This window comes from Fusibacter sp. 3D3, assembly GCF_001748365.1.
In the GTDB taxonomy this organism is placed as follows: Bacteria; Bacillota; Clostridia; order Peptostreptococcales; family Acidaminobacteraceae; genus Fusibacter_A.
In genome coordinates this window covers 1-19,035 of record NZ_BDHH01000027.1, presented here as the reverse complement: position 1 = coordinate 19,035, position 19,035 = coordinate 1, and the positions used below count along the sequence as shown (strand labels likewise).

Genomic DNA, 19,035 nt, shown 5'->3' with positions numbered 1-19,035 from the left:
GGCCTAGAGTATCTTTTTTTATTGGCATGTGATTTGCATTAGGATAAACAAACAGGTTTCCATACTGCAATTATAACTAGGAGGACTATTATGTCAGACGCAAACAAGAAGCCTCAACCCGAGGGGAAAAAACAGAAAAAGGCATGGAACATGCCAGACACGTACGTCATTATTTTCTTTGTCGTCATGCTTGCTGCACTGCTCACTTATGTTGTACCCGTTGGATCATTGAAAATGAATGAAATAAAGTATGAGTTGAACGGGGTAGAGAAAACCAAAAACGTGCCAGAGGCAGGTAGCTTTGCATTAGCAAAGGATGACAACGGCATGGAGATTAGAAAGGGTGTCAAATTCTTCGAGCCCTTTGGAGAAGTGGGATTTTCGAACTATATTTTTGAAGGATTGGTATCTGGAAATAAATGGGGTTCGGCAGTGGGGGTTGTGGCCTTTATCCTGGTAATCGGTGGTGCCTTTGGGATTGTGATAAGAACCGGTGCAGTTGAGGTCGGTCTTCTCCAGATGATTCAGAAGACTAAGGGGCGCGAATGGCTTCTGATTCCTATCCTCTTCTTTCTATTTTCTCTAGGGGGTGCAGTATTCGGTATGGGCGAGGAAGCGCTTGCATTTGCAATGATTCTTGTGCCTATCATCGTTGGACTCGGCTATGATTCCATTACGGCTCTATTCGTCACCTATGTAGCCACTCAGATTGGCTTTGCCACCTCGTGGATGAATCCTTTCAGCGTTGCCATTGCTCAAGGCGTTTCTGAATTCCCCGTGCTGTCTGGGGCACCGTTCAGGATGATCATGTGGTTTGTATTCACGATGTTTGGGGCTGTTTATACGATCTTGTATGGCCGAAAAGTAAAAAAGAATCCGGAAAGCTCTCTTGCCTATACATCAGATCACTACTTTAGAAATGATATGCAGGAGAAGAAGGAAGCGCGCGTGAAATTTGGAACAGGTCATATTCTAGTACTTCTAACACTGCTGTTTGGAATGATCTGGGTCATCTGGGGCGTTGTGAAGTATGAGTACTACCTTCCTGAAATTGCGACGCAGTTCGTCATCATGGCAGCCTACAGAGGCCTTATTGTATGATGATTTTTATAATAATGGGGACAAGGAAAATTTTGAAAGCAACGGATTTGAACCTGCCTATATCCCGCTGGCGCTGGATAACTACAAGAGTGTCGCCAATGAGCAGTATTTTGCCGATCTCGTGGAAAGCTGTCACATTGCGTTCTTTTTTGGAGGCGCACAATTAAGACACACAAGAACTCTTTTAAATGATGACGGAAGCCTCTCAAAAGTGGGCCAGGCCATTCAGAATGTGCTGGCAAGAGGCGGAACCGTTGCGGGTTCAAGTGCGGGTTCTGCAGTCATGTCAGGATTTTCTTACACAGATGGTGCGAATTATGCCTATCAACCGATGTACTGGAATAAAACCGAGCGCCTTGATTTCAGGGCGTATGATGGGGAAATCGACAAAGAGCCGGTGACTGCAAATAAAGGAAACAGCCTGTACTATAAGAGCATTGGCGTTATCAAGCCTGCTGCGGGCAAGAATGCTTTAATGGATTCCCATTTTGATATTAGAGGCCGTCTAGGTAGGCTGTTGGTCGCACTGAGAGATACGGACAAAAAAGGGCTTGCCATAGGGCCTGATGAGGGAACCGGAATTAGAATCAAGAAAGAGGTCGGAACGGTATTTGGACTGGGCGGTGTTTATATAGTTGACGCATCTCGTGCTGTTTGGAGCCCAGGTAGTGGAACGTCACATCCGTTGTCTGTAACAGGAATCAAACTCCACTATTTAACAGCAGGCGATACGTATAATTTTACCACAGGTATCGTTACACCAAAGAGCGATAAAACGATGATTTCTTCACCGACGGGAACGGTTTATAAGACGGTTGATGCCTTCGGACCGTATGAAACAAGTAAAACGATCCTTTCACTGGCGAACAGCAGTGCCGCAATGGTTACGGTTAAAGGCAAGAAGATACCGGATGTTGATTTTGCAAACGGACCGACCTTTGATATCCTTTATAAGAAGACGGCCGAAACAAAAGCTTATTGCTCGTATGAAACTTACAATACGGGTGAGATAGAAGCCTATTTAGCTTCTTTCCAGAAAACAACGATCACCAATTTGACCATGGACGTTGTTTTGGGGCACGATCTGCCAACTGTAAAAAATATTACGAATACAATTAACGGTGCAAGCATAGAATTTAATAATCCGTTGTGTCTTGGAACGACTACTAACGGCCCAGTTTATTTAAATGGCGAAGAGATCGAAGATTATCTCGTCATTGAGGACAGCAAAGGCAACAAAAAGGAGATTGTTACAGGAGAAGCTTTTTCAATCAACGGCAACGTACTGAACATTGAGCTTTCGGACGGAACATTTGAGGTTGGCGATACGATTCAATTGACGACGCATGTCAAGGATATCTATGGTGAATCTGTAAACGGAGATATTGTCTACTGGTACAGCGGCATAAAATGGTCCTCTCCTCTAGAAGTGAAATCGGTTTATCTGTCAAGCAGCAAAACTTATAGGTCTTTTATTGAGTTTAGCAATGAAATAGCAATCGGATTTACCGATGCTGCGGACTATAATTATCTGATTGACCCAACTTCATCGTCTGAAGTGAAGTCGCAATATATTATAGTAAGAGATAAAAATGGCAATACAAAACAACTGGACAGCGCAAATGCCTTCTGGCTTGATCCAGAGTATCCAAAGGAAATTATGATCGATCTAGATACCGAAGACTTCGAAACTGGGGATACGATCACAATCTCACCGAAAATCAAAGATATATTCGGCGAAGGAATTGTTGAGGATGTCACCTACAGGTTTGATGCAGAGACGGGTAAATGGACTCTAGTGCCGTAAAATAAGGATTGAAAAAATAGTAGCCTTCATGTGATTTGACATGAAGGCTGCTATGATTTAAAGCGGTAAGGTAGAATGAAAAAAGGGATACTGAATGTTAATTGTTTTCAGAGATTGAATAAACCCTTTAGAATGATATAATCAATTTGAGGTGATTATATGTACGCAATAATAGCGATGATTACAAAATATGTTTTGATTTTTGTAATTTATATGTTTATATTGAAAATTGCAAAATTAATTTATCAAGACATAAAGAATATGACCATTTGGGAAGATTCAAAATTTATGAATCCACACCTTAAACTCTTATCCTCAATTGAAAAAGCAGATATGAACGCCGTAACTGAAATTTTTCCGTTAAAAAATAAGATTACTGTAATAGGGAGATCACTTGACTGTGAAATCGTTATATCAGATCCCCATATCTCATCACGTCATATACAGATTGATAAAGTTAATCAAGGCTTTAAAGTTACAGATTTAGGCAGCTCCAATATGACTTATATCAATGATATAAAGATTCAAGAACCTGTCATGTTAAAAGAGGGCGACAAAATATTACTTGGAAGCACAGAACTCGTCTACTCTGAAGGTGGAAAATTAAATGAGTAATTATTATTATGTTCAAGAAAAACAAAGGCGTCCTATTGTGCCCATACATTTAGTAGCTCTAATTGACCTATCTTTATTTGCACTGCTCTCTTTTAGAAGTGGTGAATTGAATTCGTTTTTTTGGATATTAGGGGCCACAAAGATTGTATTAACTTATTTGACCTATATAATGCTCAAAAAATTTAAAATGGGTGAGACTTACATCACTTCTATCGTCGCCATGATTTTGAGTATTGGTCTTGTTATGCAACTCAGGATATCTACGGACGTTGGATTTAAACAATTTATATGGTATTTAATTGGAATGGGCATATTTGTAGCGACAAGTTCTTTTTACCATCTAGTGCATAAACGTATGAGATCCATCTGGTTTTTTTATGCTTTAATGATTATACTTTTTATGATTACACAAATCATTGGGGTTAGGGTAAACGGCGCTAAAAACTGGATAGTACTGGGGTCTGTGTCCTTTCAACCTTCTGAATTCATTAAAATTCTTTTTGTATTTTTCATGTCATCATTTGTCTCAAATCCAGAGGCACTGCGTTTAAAAATACACGATAAAAGGATACATCCAAAGTGGACATTAATGGCTATGGTCTTTGTTTTACTTGGTTTTTTTGTACTCCAACGAGAGTTTGGAACCGCAATGCTTATATTTATGGTGTATTTGGCGATCGTTTATGTATTTGAGAAAGCAATTATTTTTGTAGCGATCAATGCTATAATTTCAGGTGTTGGTGCACTGGTAGCAATTCAAATAATGCCACATTTAAAGGTAAGAGTGGATAGCTGGCTAAATCCGTTTGCAGATATTGCAGGAAAAGGATATCAAATAACGCAATCTCTATTTGCAATCGGAAGTGGCGGCTTTTTTGGAACAGGCATAGGCCTTGGGTATCCTCATTTTATACCCAATGTCGAAACGGACTTTATTTTCTCTGCAATTTGTGAAGAAATGGGTATATTTGGGGGTATCGCAGTTATCGTTTTATTCAGTTTACTCATATATAGAGGTATTAAAATATGCCTAGGTCTTCGAGATCCATTTACAAAATCGCTTGCATTTGGACTAATTACAACGATTGGGTTTCAAACCTTTATCATAATTGGCGGGGTCATAAAGTTCATACCACTTACGGGCATAACGTTACCTTTTGTAAGCTATGGAGGCTCCTCTCTAATCTCTAGTTTCTTAATACTAGGGCTACTACAAGCCCTATCAGGCTCTATTTTAAGAGAGGAGGTCTTTGAAGGTGAAAAAATCCACAACGAATAGTAGAATTCTTCATATTTTTATGATGATAAGTTTGCTTTTTTTAGGCTTGATCCTCTATATGAGCTATTTTGAACTGTATGGAAAAGGGCCTATAATGGCAAATAGCTACAACAGACGTCTTAAAGCCAATGAAGAAGACATCATACGAGGGCAAGTTTTTGATAGAAATGGTGTCCTATTAGCCGCTACAGAAGTGAAAGAGGGCCTCTCAAACAGAAGTTATCCCTATAAAAACCTTTACGCGCATGTCATTGGTTATAATTCTGATCTTTATGGAAAGACCCTTTTAGAAGCTGCGTATAATGATACCTTACTCGGCATAAATGCGTCCGGATTTATGGGTAATATGGTGAGCCTTATTAAAGGCGAAGAAAAAACGGGGAATAATCTCATTTTAACCATAGACCATAATCTCCAATTAAAAGCGCGAGAACTACTCGGGAAAAGGCGCGGTTCAATCGTTGCCATTAATCCTAAAACGGGTGAGGTTTTGGCAATGGTAAGTACGCCAGATTTCAATCCAAACGAGGCTTCATTAGAAGAAAACTGGGGGAGTATATCCACAAATGAAAATAGCCCACTTTTACCAAGAGCTGTACTTGGTTTGTATCCTCCAGGCTCCATTTTTAAAGTTGTATCAGCGGTTTCAGCAATTGAAGAGGGTTTTATTGATTTTAAAATAGAGGATACTGGTAGCGTTGTCATTGATGGCAAAACTTTTTCGAATGCAGGGGGCAAAGCTTATGGAGAACTAGATATGACATCCGCTATGGCTGTTTCCAGCAATGTCTATTTTTCAATGTTATCAGAAGTTCTTGATCCAAAGGCATTGCTAGATACTGCCGAAAAGGCGGGCATAAATAAAAATATAAACTTTGATATAGCCACTAAAAAGAGTAGCATTGAGAGTGTTATAAAAAGCAAAACTGAATTTGCCGCAACAGTGATCGGACAGGGTAAACTTCTTGTGACCCCCCTTCAAATGGCACTTATAAGTTCAGGAATTGCAAATAATGGCGTCATTATGAAACCCTATTTGGTTAAAAGTATATCGGATAAAAATAACTTTATTCTGTCTAATACATTTTCAAGAAAACTATATAAATTTACGGATAGTAATACCGCTGAACTCATAAAAGAAATGATGATCGAAGTGGTTAAAAATGGAACGGGTAAAGAAGCGGCTATCTCCAAAATTGTAGTCGCTGGAAAAACAGGGACTGCTCAAAACGAAAAATTAATTGAAGGTAATGGCAATGATCACGCATGGTTCATCGGGTTTGCGCCAGCGGATGATCCGGAAATAGCAATAGCGGTTATCATAGAAAATCAAGAACAAGGCGGTGGTCAAATAGCGGCGCCAATCGCTAGAAAACTCATGTCAGAATGGATAAAAAATAGTGAAAAACAGTGAAAAATAGTGCATATAAACAGCCGTTGGTTAGGTAAGGGGGGGGGGTAAAGTTTACTTCATTCTCCCCTTGACTCTGCGCATGACGGCTTTCTTATCAGCCATGAAGTGGTGATAAATTGTTCTGAGCATAAGGGTATCGTTTCTCACATCATGATGCTTTATCTCCATGTCATCTGTGAGTATTTCGTACACTTTTTTAAGTCCTGGCCGAAATGAAATGCCACAGTACTTCATAAACTCTTCTTGAAAGTCTACAATGTTAAATTCAAGTTCTCCAACAATCTCAATACTTGCCTTATAAATGGCTTCAAGATCGACGTTACCCCAAACATAGAGAATGTCATCATCACTGGTATTGTTGATCATTTCTTCGTATACATCAGAGAATACGGGTTGCAGTTCAAGATCTGCCCTTGTGATTCCTGTAAGCGTGGTGCAATATTCTGATATTTCAAAGGCATCATCATAGGGCCTTACAAGTCGAGTCAGTTCATAACTGTCATCTTCTGAGAGTAAACAAATGGCAATAATATCCTCTTCATAAGCAAAATCTGCATCACACAGAAATTCTAAATCCATAAAATAAGCTTTCATTATTTCTCCTCACATCTGTTGTTTTGGTATTATTCTATCAGAATAATCTTTTTCCGTCTAAAATATCGATGCCTAGCGCTTTCGCCATGCCAGTTTGCTTAAATGGGTTTATTTTTTCCACGATGTCGTCACGTCTGAAAAGCGAGCCAGTATTTTTAAACCAAAATGTTACATTCGCTTTTATGCACTGTTCACGGATATTAAGCACCCAATCATAATCGCATTCACGAGCTTCTCGCCCTGTTTCGCCGCCGACTGTAACATGGTCTACGCCATGAAGATATGGAGTCAAATCTATCGCTTCTAAAAGCGGCGCGCAGGCGATAAAACGCCGCTTGATCGGATAGGATAAAAATAAGGGAAGTCTATAATCGGCTAATTTTTGATTTTCAACAGTACATCCTATATTTACATTGTCATATCCTGTTCCCCAATCTGATGGGAGGGATACAAGGAAACGGTCAATCCGCTTGGTCAAAATCAAAAAATCGATATCAGTTCTTTCTTTGATGATAGACCAAACTTCTTTGCGCCATTCATCCGCTTCTGGAAGGAAAAAGTCGGTTGCAAAACAGGTCGCAAGAATCTTATTGCCTTTGATGTTGTATTCACCCTTTGCATTTCTTCTTATAGGCCAATCCAATTTATCTGTTTTTTCTATGGTGTTTTGGCCAAAGCGTTTCGCATGTGGGCCATAAAAATAGCAATTTGTGCAGCCATCACTTGTTTTGTAGCAACCTGTCCACGGCTCCCAGTTCATAGGCATCCTCCTCATTTTGATGGGTTTTGATATTTTAAAAGCATGACGCACATTGCTTTACGACTTCAAGGGGGAACATTGTACGCTTGGCGATTTCTTCCAATGACATGCCTTGATTCAAAAAGCGGTTGATAACCGTATTCATATCCTCTGCAATCTCCACAATATGATTGTCTGGGTCGTATACTCGAATATCACGTTGCCCCCACGGATATTCCCTGATCTCATGTAACCAGTGTAAGTCGGATATACTTTTCATTTCGGCATACACTTTGTCTAAATCTTCTACTTCAAAATAGAGCTGAAAATTGTGAGACCGTTCTTTCACACTATTGACTGCTACCTCAACAAGTTCAGCGTAGCCCTGTTGCAGAGAGAATCCCTCGAACGCTACATGTACGCCGATATCCATTACAGCATTTTGATGCAGCACTTTTTCATAAAAATATTTAGAAGCGACTATATCCTTAACTGCTAAAAGACAACCTTTATATGTCATTTTTCATTCCTCCTTTGACGAAAATAAAAGCGTATAACTCAGTCCGCGTAGCTACCTTCGTAACCCTTGCGCAATCCATCTACTCAATGATTATATTATAAATCTCCGTTCCGTCATAGTAAAAATCAGACATTGTTTTCAGATACTTTTGAGGGGTAACACCACTAAGAGCCTTGAAATCTTTATCAAAATGGGCTTGGTCGAAATAGCCAGCTTGCTGCGACAATGCCGCAAAAAAGCAGGGCGATTTTTGAATGCGCTTGAGCACATAATTAAAGCGGTTTAAGCGTACAAAGTCCTTAACATTCATTCCGATTTGTGCAAGAAATAAGCGGTTTAGCTGTCGCTCGCTATAATGGACTTGTCTAGAAATTTCTTTCACTTGTATTTGTCCATAATGATCAGAAATCATTTCGGTTGCCAACAACAAGGCGTCCGAAACAACTTGCTTTTCCATGCGTTTATGTAAAATTTGCTCACATGTAAGGATCAAACCAGTTATCGTTTTTGAGGCTACAAAGGCCTGATGCAGAGCATGAAACAGCTCATGGTCAATATCCGCAAGCGAAAGTCGTCTATCTACAAAATCCGCTTGGCTTTGACGGGTGATTTGATACATCCCATAGGGCGAAAGCTGGATAAGGAGTAGGATCTGATAACGATTGGGTTCCATGCCTAACAAAACAGGGGTTAAAGAGGCCCCCCACAGCTCGGCAACGACTGTGTTTCCGTCAAAAGCAAGGGACAGTGTGCCGCAAGCGTTAGGCATAAGTGTATAGTGTGCCATAAACATATCACACGTTGGAAATACGATGTTGTAATAGAGAATATATTTTCTCAGGCTCACATGTGAGGGAAAGATATTGAATTGTGCATTCTCTTTTATAATCAAATTGTGCCCTCCGCTCTTTCACTGCTAATCGTATATATTATATCTGGAAGCATGAATGAAATCAAGAATATGCTAATGATGATATGCTCTATTATAGTCAATACTGATAGAACCTATGCACAACTGTCTTGTGATCACCGTAAAGACGCTTTAAATCTTTCCTTGAACAGAATCCACTGGACCATTGAGCAATAAGAACGTTTTAAGTTCAATACCAAAAATAATGCAATCCGGATTCTTCAGAATTTCTTTTAATTCCACATGGCTCTCAGCTAATTTTGTGCGGATAATCTCGGTTTCTAAAGGAGCCAAATACTTTAGACCCCCTTCAAATGTAATGGAAGATACGGTTTCATCAGAAGGATAAGCAAGATTTTGACGGTTATCAACCAGCAAACTCACGGTTGAATTTTCCAACAGGTTTTTATATTTTCTGGATTCACGGACAGTCACCATATACACCGTTTTTAAATCATCACTAAGAACATAAGTCATCAACGAGCAATAAGGAAGGTCTCCGCTGACTGTACATAAAACACAAAGAGAGTTAGCCATAAGCATTTCTTTAACGCGATCTAACATGTGATCACACTCCTATTATTTAAGTATTATCATCCATTTCAAAGCAAAATTCTTCAAACAAAGAGGTCACTATTTGCCTTATAGCTCACGTATACCCTAATTTGGCTTATCAAAGCGTATACTCAATCTGTTAGGATTGCATTAAGTGGGAGACTTTTTTCATTGTTGCATGATTTTCTTTACATACAAAGAATAATGTGGTAAAAATAAAACGAGGTGAGAAACGTGGGAGTATTGCGGACTTTCAAATCAAGAATGAAAGCTGGTGTAGTGAAAGCAAAAAAACATAAGCGTTCGGATAGCTGCCTTAGAAAGAAAAATTCTCGATATTATTCAAGTTATATAACGATTGGAGTGTTTAAAATGAAAAAGAAAACAAAAATAGCTATAATTATAATCTCATGTATCGTTTTAATAGTGATTGCAGGGGATTTAGCCAATGGCAACTTCGTTACTCGTAACAATCAAAATTTAAGAAATGCTCTTAAATCGATTAAAAGTGATTCTATCCAGTTGAATGAAGTTGTCCCTTTTGAGTGGGATGTGGTATATACTTTTGGGCCTTATGCGAGTAAAGCAAGCATCGAAGAAATTGTTGGATTCCAAAGTACTGATATTAAAGAGAACAATATCAATGAAGGCATGGTACATTTACTTTTTGTTAAGGAAGAAAAAGTAGTGGCAAGCATACTTGGGTATAGTGAAAGTTTAGGATACCGTTTAGATTTTCCCTCAAAAGTAATCTTTTCAGAAAATGCTCAATTTGATGTAACAGTTTCTGATGGTATTGTCGTCTTAACATACAGGAAATAGGATAGTCTATTGTGTGACAAGTAGGCATTTGATCCAAGGGTTAAAGTGATACTGAAAATGAGGAGGTCCAATAAATGAAAAAACGATTGATCGCGTTACTTTTGCTTTGTATATGCTTTTTATGTGCTTGCAATAGGGATAGCGAGGAGACCGTTACTGCAGATCTGACGAAAGATGTACTAAAATTGGCTGATGGAAAGAGCATTGATCAATTGAATTATTTTAACAGGACCGTTTATCAGCTCGAGGATGGCACTGAACTGTTAAGCGTTCAAGCCCCTTCTGGCCCGAATAATGTATATGTAGGTGGAATTGAGAGTTTTGATGATTTAGGTGAAGCCGCACAAGCACAAGTTCTGTCTTATTATAACAATCAAAGCTTGTTATACGATGTGAATATTGAGTTAGAAAGAGCCTATTCCAATTATAAAAATGCAGAAAATAAGTCCGAATTTAGTGCCTACTTTTTGTCACAAAATATTGCACCAACCTCTTCTAATAAAAAGGTCATGTATTTTCTGACTTCAGCGATGCTGCCCATAGAGGGTAATCATGGATATGAAATACGCCTCGGAGCAGCATTTAATCGAGAAACGGGTGAACACATTGGCAATTGGGAGTTGTTTTCTTGTACAGAAGAGGAAGCCAAACAAGCAATGCTGGATATAGCCGGCATTATAGACCCTGTTTTGAGAGCGGAGATGGAAGCCGCGTTCAAGCCTGAGCAGATCATCTTATTTACAGATCATCTTGAAATATCGTTTGGAGAGGGAACCTTACCCAGTCAGGTGCAGAGCACTCTTTTAGCATTAGATTTCGAGGATGACCTATGTGAAATTCTAAACGAATGGTCAATCCCAAAGCGTACAGAGTAATATGATCGTGGAGTTACGCTTCGTACCGGGTACGAAGCGTACGAAGCGTAACTCTCATTTTATTTCTGAAGACGAAACGCAATAAAAAAGGCAATAAAAAAGGCAATAAAAAAGGCCGTTTGCAATCAAGAATTCTTGATACCCCGCACAAAACACAAATTTTCTGCTACGCTAAACCTATGTCATGCGAGATGCAATGACTTTGTTTGATGTAGTCCTTTGGCAATGGCTCTTGCATATGCTACTTAGAGAAAATTAGAGTAAACAATCAAGGCAATAAAATTATTTAACGAATGGAAGGAGTTTTGAGATGAAATATCATGATAATGAGGTTTATTTTTCTTGTGGTTCAAAGGCAAATTTCACTTTGGTAAACGGTACATATAGAATCAGCTCATGCAGCATAACGGAGGGCCAAGATCCTAAGCAAAAGAGTAGATCAGGTAACCTATACAATTTTTCATCAGATGGAAAGCTTAATTTTCAGGTGGGGCGCAAAGCATCAAAAGAGGTCGCTGATTGGTTGAACAGAAATATTACGATAGACAATTCAACCTTTGGTCACTCGGCTGACGAGTTGAATTTTGCTTTTCTGGGCATATTGCGAATAAAACTGAAAAATCTGTATGCCTTGGGTACGGAGACCACCATTGAGTTTGAAAATATTGCTATTGCACAAGGGAACACGTCGGGACGCAACAATTGGTGGTTTGGTGGCCGTAATTGTTTTAATACAAATGATAATAATTGTGTTCATGCCATTGGTAAGGCAGATGACGGCACTTACTATTGCGCTATGATAAGAAGAGGCGGAAATGCGGTAAACACATACGAAGTCAAATCCGTCGAAAAGATTCAACCCAACTGGATGGCAAATCTGAATGGGGCGCTCAAGCTTAGCCAACTTTCCATACCGGGTACACACGATTCTGGAACAAAACTTGTCCAGCTTCCTGCCACAGAATATCGCCCTCTTGGAATAAAAATTCCAAATATGGGTTTGGCACGATGCCAAAATTTTTCGATTAGGGCACAATTGTATCATGGCATCCGCTTTTTAGACATCCGCCTAAAATACGTCAATCATTCGTTGATGTTGTTTCATGGTCCTTACTCTCGTTGTGAGCTCAGCTTTAGACAAGTGTTAGATTGGTGTAACCATTACTTACATGACTTCAAAAAGGAGACAATTCTGATGAGTGTGAAGGCAGAAGACGGGGAAATCAGTGACGCATTTCGCATGATAATGGAAAAATACACAGAATTATTTTTAAAAAGCAAAGTTATCCCGACACTTGATGAAGCAAGAGGCAAAATTGTATTGTTCAGCCGTATCAATTACCCTGATAACGGTATTCAGCTTTATAATGGATGGGAAGAGAATACACAATTTGCGATTTCAACAAAAGATTATACCTTTGAAATTGAGGATCATTTTAATATCAACGAAAGTATAAAAGACAATCTGGTACAGAAAAACATTATTAACGCTGCAAAAGACATGGAGGCCGCACACTACTACCTGACTTTCAACAGTTTGGCGCAACTTTTGGAGAATACCCCGTACTTGCATTCTCAAGGGCTAAACAAAAAATTACTGCTCTATCTAAAGCAACAAGGGGGAGACGAAAAGGTTGGCACAATCTTGATGGACTATTATAACAATCATGGGGAACTTGGAGAAAATGAACTGGTCGAAACCATTATCAGCAGAAACTGACCATAACTGCGAAAACCCACTGAATGTGTAGATGCCATTTAGTGGGTTTTTTCTTGTGAAAATCGTTTCTCGTACAAATCGAGTCAGACACTTTTTGAAACACCTTCAGAGGCAGTAAACCTTGTTTGCCTTTGAAGTCTTACAACACAACCGTATTCAGTTGACGATAATAAGAATCAAGTCCGCTCAAAGTTTTTAGGATGCTATATTTTAAGACATCTGGCGTTATTGAAAGTATCTGCTTGCCATATGTGATAAAATAGTTTGTAATAAAACGCTCTTCTTCTGGGTTGTAAAAACCGTTGATAAAAAATCGACCGTTGTTGATCTCAAGTTTCATGGATGGATAATTTTCTTTATGAAAATGATCTACCCCCTTCTGGGTGGTTTCTACTACGAAATCAATCGCATTGATACTTTTGTGAATCCGTTCGTTGGTCTTTTCAAATTCTATATGATTTTTGGCTACATATTGCGAGGATTCCTTTACCGCCACGACTTTGTCGCAACGCAATACGATGGGTTTTTGGGACTGAAAATTGTAAGCAGTCGAATACCATTGCCCGAATGAAGAAGAGATATCAAAAAATTGCACAAAGAGAATCTGAGATAGAGAATCCTTCATATAGGTCACTTCACAGACCTTGTTTTCTATCGCAAAAGTCAAAATATCTTTTAAACATTTACTTTCATTAAAATGCTTGATTACGCCCATGCTTAGGATGTCTTCCATCTTCCGAAGTTGGTGTACTTTTTCATTAGACAAGCACAGTTCAAACTTATTTTTTAGTGTTTGAGTACATAAGTGAAAAGGCGTTGTTTGATAATCGACGAGTGTTAGCATTGCAAAATAAAGCGCATACATTTCATCAACGTTGAATACAATGGGAGACAAGAGCCGGTTGGGTAGAATACCATAAAATCCATTTCGACCTGACTGTGAATAAATGGGCATTCCGATTTCTTCAAGAGATTGTATATCCCGCAGAGCAGTGCTTTTTGAAATGTGATACTTATAGATAAGATCTTTTAAGTTAAAAGTGTTTTTACCATTTAAATAGATCATCATATCATTTAATCTTTCTGATTTTTTCATAGAACATACCTCTTTTTATTAAACGGTGTCATATAATGATACCATTTAATAGTATAATTAAGCTATAAAAAATAAAGGAGAAAGAAAATGAAACTATTCTTAGCAGCATATTTTAAACGCGTGGCACCCTTACTTACAAAGTATATGCAATGTGAAGGGCAAAAAGTTGTCTTTATCACCACGGCGAGTAAGGTCGAAAAAGTTAAATTTTATGTCAAAGCGGATAAAAATGCACTTTTAAAACTTGGATTTATTGTTGAGGAGCTGGATGTATCCATTGAAGAAACCGCAGAAATTCAAGCAAAAATTAATGCCTGTGATTGTATTTTTGTTGAAGGGGGGAATACTTTTTTTCTGCTTCAAGAATTAAAACGATCCGGAGCAGATCAAATGATTTTGGAGCATATACAAAAAAACAAAATGTATATAGGTGCATCTGCAGGCTCCATGATTATTTCAAAAAATATTGAATATGCAAAACATATGGACAATCCAGCGTATGCGTTAGAATTGAATGGGGATTACTCGGCACTAGGTGCTATCAATTTCTGCATTGTACCTCATTATTTAAATTCACCTTTTAAAAAAGCGGTAGAAAAGATTATAATAGAATATACAAATAGCTTGACATTGTATCCCATTAGCAATAATCAGGCTGTTGTTGTTGAGGGTGACCATGTTAAGGTTGTTAATTGAAAAGGAGTGTTAAGATGGAGTATACAAGTGTTATTGTGAGCAAAAATGAAAATATTGGCATCGTTACATTAAATAGACCTGAATTTAACAATACATTTAATGTGTCGCTTGCAACAGAATTGAATCATGCACTTATTGAATTTGAAAATGATAAGAGTGTAAATGTCATTGTTATTAATGCGAATGGGAAAAATTTTTGCACGGGAATAGATATAAACGGTTTAGAAGGCAAAAGCAATATGGAATACTTAGAATGGGTAGGCTTAATGGAAAAAATGAATACAACGATTGCGAGTATGGGAAAACCGGTTATTGCCTCTGTGCAGAAAATAGCAGTTGCAAATGGCATTGGACTTGTGGCCGCATGTGATCTCGCAATTGCAGCAGAAAATGCTAAATTTGGTGCTACAGCCATCAATGTAGGCTTATTTTGTATGGGACCAGCAGTGCCCTTATTAAAAAGCTTGGGTAGAAAAAAGACCTTGGAATTAATTATGATGGGTGAACTGATAGATGCTTTTGAAGCTCAGAGGATTGGTCTTATCAATAAAATTGTTCCAGTAGAAAGTTTAGAGGAAGAAACGCTAAACTATGCAAGAAAATTAGCCAATAAAAGTCCTTTAGCGCTCCAACTTGGAAAAAAATCATTTTATAAAATGGAAGATTTGGATTTCAAAAAAGCGTTGGATTTAACAAACAATCATTTTGCAACACTTTGTACAACTGAAGATGCGCATGAAGGTGTAGAGGCATTTTTAAATAAAAGAGAGCCTGTTTGGAAACAAAAGTAATTTTAACAGGATCATGTAATCCGCAATAACAGCAAGTCAAATCAAGCAGGAATCTCTCCATTTCTTTATAATAAATATAGGGTGGTCAAGCGAGGTGAATAAAAGCATGTACGAGTGGCAGAAGCAAATTCAAATAATCGTTGATGAAATTGATCAATGTATTAAAAATTATGATGACGAAGCCTTGACGCTAAGTTCTCTTTCGCGCAGGTTGGGTTATTCCGAGTTTCATACGACGAGAAAATTCAAAGAAATATCGGGGATGCAATTTAGGGATTATCTTCGGCATAGAAAATTAGCCTTTGCACTAAAACAGGTTCGAGATAGTGAAAATAGCATTTTGGATATTGCTTTTGACTATGGATTTTCATCGCATGAAGCGTTTACCAGAGCTTTCAAGGGCACATATGGTGTAACGCCAAGTGAATACCGAAAAAAGCCTAAGCCTGTCGTTCTGCGTACAAAAATAAACCCTTTTGACCGCTACTTTTTAGGATTTGGAGAGATCGGCATGATAAAATCTACAGAGGATGTTAAAATTTATTTTGTAACCATTCCCGCACACAAATTTTTGCACATTAAAAACGATGAGAGCAATGGGTATTGGGATTTTTGGCAAAAGCAAAGTCTCATTCCGGGACAAGACTGCGAAACCGTTTGCGGCTTACTCGATAGTATCAAGGGAAAATTGGATGACGTTGGTGGGAGTGAAGTTAACAGTGGTAGTGGTCAGATTATGGCATACATCAATGACCCAGAGGGCAGACTCTGCGATTGGGGTTTTCCACGGACAGAGTGTTATGGTGTACGTCTGCCTTCTGATTATAAAGGCGAAATACCACCACAAATGCTTATGATGGATGTCCCAGAAGCCGAGTACATTGTTTTTGAACATGGACCATTCGATTATGAACAGGAAAATCGCAGTTTAGAGGAAAAGATGGAAAAGGCAATGGCAACTTTTGATTTTGAAGGCACGGGTTATTGCTTGGATACTTCTCCCGGTAGGTTAATTTACGTTTATCATGATCCAGAGCGGTTTTGGAAGTATATCAGACCAGTACGGCAGTAACTTAAAGTAAAATGAGGGGTTAAGGAAGGCGGTGCTGCATATTCCAAATAGGATTTATAATCATAAGGCTTTGTGATGTAATTCACCATATTTTACACCAAAAGGAGATGTCATAAAATTTTTTATGAATTGAATGATCTCTCTATCTTCTATTGCATCGCGAATATCCATTGCCCCTAGTAAGAGCAATCTGTCATATGCTTCAATGTTAATTTCATGGATACTATACTCATCTTAATCTTATTGCGTATTTTAAGATTTTGTTGTTTTTCGAATCTTTATACAAAATTCTTGACACGTCCAAAACTTTGTTCAAATATTAAATCTTGCAAATCAAAAAAAGACGTCATAAGAATTATTGACATATGTTTGTTATAGAGTTAGTATATGATTAGAAGCTAAAGTGATGCTTTTATTTGAGATGAAAAGATCCATTCAATAGAATATTTATAGTATAAGGATGATTAATTGCAATCTTAAACGGTTTTGTAGTAAGGATTCTAAAGGAGAATAGTGATGACTAAAAAAGAGGCAAATAAAAAAGGAGCTCTTCAACCATTACCAAAAGTATTGGTTTCTTGTCGTGGATTAGATGGGGAAGAAAATGTATTGGCAGTTGCATATTGCGGTAATTGCAGTTATGATCCTCCTATGGTAATGGTAGGCATAGTACCTTCTAGATATTCTCACAAACTCATTAAAGAATCGGGATGTTTTGTAGTAAATTTAGTGGGTAAAGAGTATCAAGATACCTTTGATTATTTAGGAAAGAATAGCAAACGAGATGGTGATAAACTGGCTTTTAAAAATGTTCAATTAGAGAATGGGAAAAAAGTTAATGCACCTCTTCTTAAAGATTGTCCAGTTTGTATTGAGTGTACAATCATGGATTCAGTAATAACGGGTTCTCATGAGATGTTCATAGGAAAAATTGAATATGTTCATGCAAATGAAAATTTAATTGATAATGAGGGCAATATTGATTTTTCAAGGATCAATTTTATATAGTTTTAGATAGAATAATTTAGCACTAGAAAATATTGATTAGACAGAAGAAGTGTTTTATTATTTATGCCCAGTTTACGGGAACGTAGAAAAAGTAATTCCAGATAAATGTAGCATTTGTGGCGTATCTGGAGATAAATTTATCAAATATTAAAATGCAAAAAATCAAAATCAAAAAAAAATGGAGGACAAGAATATGCCTGATTTTGGACACCCCTTTTCTGGACTTAAGAAAGATCGTAAGATTAGTGACCAAGAATTAATAAGAGCTATACGATTTATGATTGCTGCAGAGTATGAAGCTATTCAGCTCTATATGCAATTAGCAGAATCAACAGATAACAAACTCGCAATAGAAGTATTAAAGGATATTGCAGACGAAGAAAAAGTTCATGCTGGAGAATTCTTAAGATTACTTAAAGCGCTAGATCCTGATGAAGAAAAGTTTTATGCTGAAGGAGCTGCAGAAGTTGAAGAAGAAATAGAGAAACTTAATAAAGAGTAAAGAATAAAATTTGAAAAGACACACTATGCTCATTCGTAGGGTGTCTTTTTTTGCCTTGTTATTATCTTACTTTATGGAATCGAGTTTTTTATTTAACCCATATAATGTAAAAAATCCTATTGTTAGATAAGCGATTAAGATTATACTTTCTCCACAAGGTATTCAATCTCAAAATAATCAAAATCAATCTCTTCAATGAAATGTTGGGCTTTAAATCGCGTCTTATTGACTTGTTTCATTCCCAATGTGTTATCCTGCATCCAAATTGGGTTTGCAATATCAAAACGGTTGCACAAATCTTCAATGCCCTTAAATAGCTTTTTTTCAAAGCTCAAATCTTCATTATCCATCTCAAAAACATAATTTTGAACAATATTATTTTTCTTTACTATTTGTCCCCAGAGCCTAAACATATCAATCTCCTTTAAATACAACGGTGTCTATATATGACAATTGCTTATTAATATCATTAGTTTTCGTCCAGCTTAGAGGCAGGAATGTTCAGCCTGCTCTAAGCGGTTAGACGAAAACGGGTCGGTCAAAACAAGGTTTTGGCGGACAATGATTGTAAAAAGAAAACCACCGGTTCTACCGGTGGTTCTAAAGAGCTTTAGCTTTGAGTCAAAATAGCACCTCCTTCTGATAAAATAATAATGGTTCGCCAACCCTATTAGCTCAGAAGGAGGATCCGAAATGGATAAGAACAGTTTAGCACATACTCAATGGAATTGTAAATATCACGTGGTGTTTGCACCAAAGTATAGAAGACAAGTAATCTATGGAAACATCAAAGGTGATATAGGGAAAATTTTAAGAAAGTTATGTGACCAAAAAGGTGTAGAAATATTGGAAGCAACAGCGTGTCCAGATCATGTTCATATGGTGCTAGCAATTCCACCGAAGTATAGCATTTCAAGTG

At 37.8% G+C, this 19,035-nt stretch carries 21 protein-coding genes and 1 pseudogene; 15 read left to right on the top strand and 7 right to left on the bottom strand.

Annotation, left to right across the window (positions count from 1 at the left end; all coding sequences use genetic code 11):
* Window positions 1–150: 150 nt before the first annotated feature.
* The 5 genes from F3D3_RS21000 (at window position 151) to F3D3_RS20980 (ending at window position 6,216) form a co-directional block, all read left to right on the top strand.
* Window positions 151–1,101, top strand: coding sequence for a hypothetical protein (locus F3D3_RS21000; protein WP_242877182.1), 951 nt, complete (start codon window positions 151–153; stop codon window positions 1,099–1,101).
* 121 nt (window positions 1,102–1,222) lie between these two features.
* Entirely contained in the window at window positions 1,223–2,908 is a 1,686-nt protein-coding gene (locus F3D3_RS20995) for a cyanophycinase (protein WP_175438442.1), read from the top strand.
* Window positions 2,909–3,067: 159 nt separating this feature from the next.
* A complete protein-coding gene (locus F3D3_RS20990) occupies window positions 3,068–3,523 on the top strand; it encodes an FHA domain-containing protein (RefSeq protein ID WP_069876399.1) in 456 nt (151 codons plus the stop codon).
* Window positions 3,516–4,802 carry an FtsW/RodA/SpoVE family cell cycle protein gene (locus F3D3_RS20985; RefSeq protein ID WP_069876398.1) on the top strand — a complete coding sequence of 429 codons (1,287 nt, stop codon included), beginning with the start codon at window positions 3,516–3,518 and terminating at the stop codon, window positions 4,800–4,802. Before F3D3_RS20990 ends, F3D3_RS20985 begins: the two co-directional genes overlap by 8 nt.
* Window positions 4,780–6,216 (top strand): penicillin-binding protein 2, encoded by a 1,437-nt coding sequence (locus F3D3_RS20980; protein ID WP_084389216.1) that lies wholly within the window; start codon window positions 4,780–4,782, stop codon window positions 6,214–6,216. Before F3D3_RS20985 ends, F3D3_RS20980 begins: the two co-directional genes overlap by 23 nt.
* 51 nt (window positions 6,217–6,267) lie before the next feature.
* Here the strand turns inward: F3D3_RS20980 and F3D3_RS20975 are convergent, their stop codons facing one another.
* The 5 genes from F3D3_RS20975 to F3D3_RS20955 all read right to left on the bottom strand — a co-directional run bounded on the left by F3D3_RS20975 (window position 6,268) and on the right by F3D3_RS20955 (window position 9,543).
* Window positions 6,268–6,810, bottom strand: coding sequence for an exonuclease domain-containing protein (locus F3D3_RS20975; RefSeq protein ID WP_069876397.1), 543 nt, complete (start codon window positions 6,808–6,810; stop codon window positions 6,268–6,270).
* Window positions 6,811–6,847: 37 nt separating this feature from the next.
* Entirely contained in the window at window positions 6,848–7,570 is a 723-nt protein-coding gene (locus F3D3_RS20970) for a DUF5131 family protein (protein WP_069876396.1), read from the bottom strand.
* A gap of 34 nt (window positions 7,571–7,604) precedes the next feature.
* Window positions 7,605–8,069 carry a VOC family protein gene (locus F3D3_RS20965; protein ID WP_069876395.1) on the bottom strand — a complete coding sequence of 155 codons (465 nt, stop codon included), beginning with the start codon at window positions 8,067–8,069 and terminating at the stop codon, window positions 7,605–7,607.
* Window positions 8,070–8,148: 79 nt separating this feature from the next.
* On the bottom strand, window positions 8,149–8,961 hold the full coding sequence (locus tag F3D3_RS20960; RefSeq protein ID WP_069876394.1) for an AraC family transcriptional regulator: 813 nt from the start codon (window positions 8,959–8,961) through the stop codon (window positions 8,149–8,151).
* A 150-nt stretch (window positions 8,962–9,111) separates the two neighbouring features.
* Window positions 9,112–9,543, bottom strand: coding sequence for a pyridoxamine 5'-phosphate oxidase family protein (locus tag F3D3_RS20955; RefSeq protein ID WP_069876393.1), 432 nt, complete (start codon window positions 9,541–9,543; stop codon window positions 9,112–9,114).
* 255 nt (window positions 9,544–9,798) lie between these two features.
* Here F3D3_RS20955 and F3D3_RS20950 point away from each other — a divergent pair, with 255 nt between their 5' ends.
* The 3 genes from F3D3_RS20950 to F3D3_RS20940 all read left to right on the top strand — a co-directional run bounded on the left by F3D3_RS20950 (window position 9,799) and on the right by F3D3_RS20940 (window position 12,951).
* Window positions 9,799–10,356, top strand: a complete 558-nt coding sequence (locus tag F3D3_RS20950; RefSeq protein ID WP_175438441.1) for a hypothetical protein — start codon at window positions 9,799–9,801, stop codon at window positions 10,354–10,356.
* 74 nt (window positions 10,357–10,430) lie between these two features.
* Window positions 10,431–11,231, top strand: coding sequence for a hypothetical protein (locus F3D3_RS20945; protein WP_069876391.1), 801 nt, complete (start codon window positions 10,431–10,433; stop codon window positions 11,229–11,231).
* 310 nt (window positions 11,232–11,541) lie between these two features.
* On the top strand, window positions 11,542–12,951 hold the full coding sequence (locus F3D3_RS20940) for a phosphatidylinositol-specific phospholipase C domain-containing protein (RefSeq protein WP_069876390.1): 1,410 nt from the start codon (window positions 11,542–11,544) through the stop codon (window positions 12,949–12,951).
* Between the two features lie 139 nt (window positions 12,952–13,090).
* Here the strand turns inward: F3D3_RS20940 and F3D3_RS20935 are convergent, their stop codons facing one another.
* The gene (locus F3D3_RS20935; RefSeq protein ID WP_069876389.1) at window positions 13,091–14,047 is read right to left on the bottom strand and encodes a YafY family protein; all 957 of its coding nucleotides are present in this window, start codon (window positions 14,045–14,047) and stop codon (window positions 13,091–13,093) included.
* An 87-nt stretch (window positions 14,048–14,134) separates the two neighbouring features.
* On the opposite strand from F3D3_RS20935, the gene F3D3_RS20930 reads away from it, so the two are divergent.
* The 6 genes and pseudogenes from F3D3_RS20930 (at window position 14,135) to F3D3_RS20910 (ending at window position 18,116) form a co-directional block, all read left to right on the top strand.
* Complete coding sequence (locus F3D3_RS20930; RefSeq protein WP_069876388.1) at window positions 14,135–14,743, top strand: Type 1 glutamine amidotransferase-like domain-containing protein; 609 nt, start codon at window positions 14,135–14,137, stop codon at window positions 14,741–14,743.
* Between the two features lie 14 nt (window positions 14,744–14,757).
* On the top strand, window positions 14,758–15,534 hold the full coding sequence (locus tag F3D3_RS20925; RefSeq protein ID WP_069876387.1) for an enoyl-CoA hydratase/isomerase family protein: 777 nt from the start codon (window positions 14,758–14,760) through the stop codon (window positions 15,532–15,534).
* Between the two features lie 106 nt (window positions 15,535–15,640).
* Window positions 15,641–16,606 carry a helix-turn-helix transcriptional regulator gene (locus F3D3_RS20920; RefSeq protein WP_069876386.1) on the top strand — a complete coding sequence of 322 codons (966 nt, stop codon included), beginning with the start codon at window positions 15,641–15,643 and terminating at the stop codon, window positions 16,604–16,606.
* A 516-nt stretch (window positions 16,607–17,122) separates the two neighbouring features.
* The gene (locus F3D3_RS20915) at window positions 17,123–17,614 is read left to right on the top strand and encodes a flavin reductase family protein (RefSeq protein WP_069876385.1); all 492 of its coding nucleotides are present in this window, start codon (window positions 17,123–17,125) and stop codon (window positions 17,612–17,614) included.
* Window positions 17,615–17,633: 19 nt separating this feature from the next.
* A pseudogene (locus F3D3_RS24790) lies at window positions 17,634–17,765 on the top strand (rubrerythrin family protein); the annotation flags it as partial.
* Between the two features lie 42 nt (window positions 17,766–17,807).
* A complete protein-coding gene (locus F3D3_RS20910) occupies window positions 17,808–18,116 on the top strand; it encodes a ferritin family protein (RefSeq protein WP_069876384.1) in 309 nt (102 codons plus the stop codon).
* A gap of 140 nt (window positions 18,117–18,256) precedes the next feature.
* On the opposite strand, the gene F3D3_RS20905 is transcribed toward F3D3_RS20910, so the two are convergent.
* Window positions 18,257–18,529 carry a hypothetical protein gene (locus tag F3D3_RS20905; protein ID WP_069876383.1) on the bottom strand — a complete coding sequence of 91 codons (273 nt, stop codon included), beginning with the start codon at window positions 18,527–18,529 and terminating at the stop codon, window positions 18,257–18,259.
* Between the two features lie 280 nt (window positions 18,530–18,809).
* Here F3D3_RS20905 and tnpA point away from each other — a divergent pair.
* On the top strand, window positions 18,810–19,035 hold a 226-nt coding region (tnpA, locus tag F3D3_RS20900), incomplete at its 3' end, for an IS200/IS605 family transposase (protein WP_139132168.1).

Excerpts from the sequence above, each read along its gene's own strand:
- F3D3_RS21000 (WP_242877182.1), top strand. The coding sequence starts at position 151 with ATGCCAGACACGTACGTCATTATTTTCTTTGTCGTCATGCTTGCTGCA.
- F3D3_RS20990 (WP_069876399.1), top strand. The coding sequence starts at position 3,068 with ATGTACGCAATAATAGCGATGATTACAAAATATGTTTTGATTTTTGTA.
- F3D3_RS20985 (WP_069876398.1), top strand. The coding sequence starts at position 3,516 with ATGAGTAATTATTATTATGTTCAAGAAAAACAAAGGCGTCCTATTGTG.
- F3D3_RS20975 (WP_069876397.1), bottom strand. The coding sequence starts at position 6,810 with ATGAAAGCTTATTTTATGGATTTAGAATTTCTGTGTGATGCAGATTTT.
- F3D3_RS20970 (WP_069876396.1), bottom strand. The coding sequence starts at position 7,570 with ATGAACTGGGAGCCGTGGACAGGTTGCTACAAAACAAGTGATGGCTGC.
- F3D3_RS20965 (WP_069876395.1), bottom strand. The coding sequence starts at position 8,069 with ATGACATATAAAGGTTGTCTTTTAGCAGTTAAGGATATAGTCGCTTCT.
- F3D3_RS20955 (WP_069876393.1), bottom strand. The coding sequence starts at position 9,543 with ATGTTAGATCGCGTTAAAGAAATGCTTATGGCTAACTCTCTTTGTGTT.
- F3D3_RS20950 (WP_175438441.1), top strand. The coding sequence starts at position 9,799 with ATGAAAGCTGGTGTAGTGAAAGCAAAAAAACATAAGCGTTCGGATAGC.
- F3D3_RS20945 (WP_069876391.1), top strand. The coding sequence starts at position 10,431 with ATGAAAAAACGATTGATCGCGTTACTTTTGCTTTGTATATGCTTTTTA.
- F3D3_RS20940 (WP_069876390.1), top strand. The coding sequence starts at position 11,542 with ATGAAATATCATGATAATGAGGTTTATTTTTCTTGTGGTTCAAAGGCA.
- F3D3_RS20935 (WP_069876389.1), bottom strand. The coding sequence starts at position 14,047 with ATGAAAAAATCAGAAAGATTAAATGATATGATGATCTATTTAAATGGT.
- F3D3_RS20930 (WP_069876388.1), top strand. The coding sequence starts at position 14,135 with ATGAAACTATTCTTAGCAGCATATTTTAAACGCGTGGCACCCTTACTT.
- F3D3_RS20925 (WP_069876387.1), top strand. The coding sequence starts at position 14,758 with ATGGAGTATACAAGTGTTATTGTGAGCAAAAATGAAAATATTGGCATC.
- F3D3_RS20920 (WP_069876386.1), top strand. The coding sequence starts at position 15,641 with ATGTACGAGTGGCAGAAGCAAATTCAAATAATCGTTGATGAAATTGAT.
- F3D3_RS20915 (WP_069876385.1), top strand. The coding sequence starts at position 17,123 with ATGACTAAAAAAGAGGCAAATAAAAAAGGAGCTCTTCAACCATTACCA.
- F3D3_RS20910 (WP_069876384.1), top strand. The coding sequence starts at position 17,808 with ATGCCTGATTTTGGACACCCCTTTTCTGGACTTAAGAAAGATCGTAAG.
- F3D3_RS20905 (WP_069876383.1), bottom strand. The coding sequence starts at position 18,529 with ATGTTTAGGCTCTGGGGACAAATAGTAAAGAAAAATAATATTGTTCAA.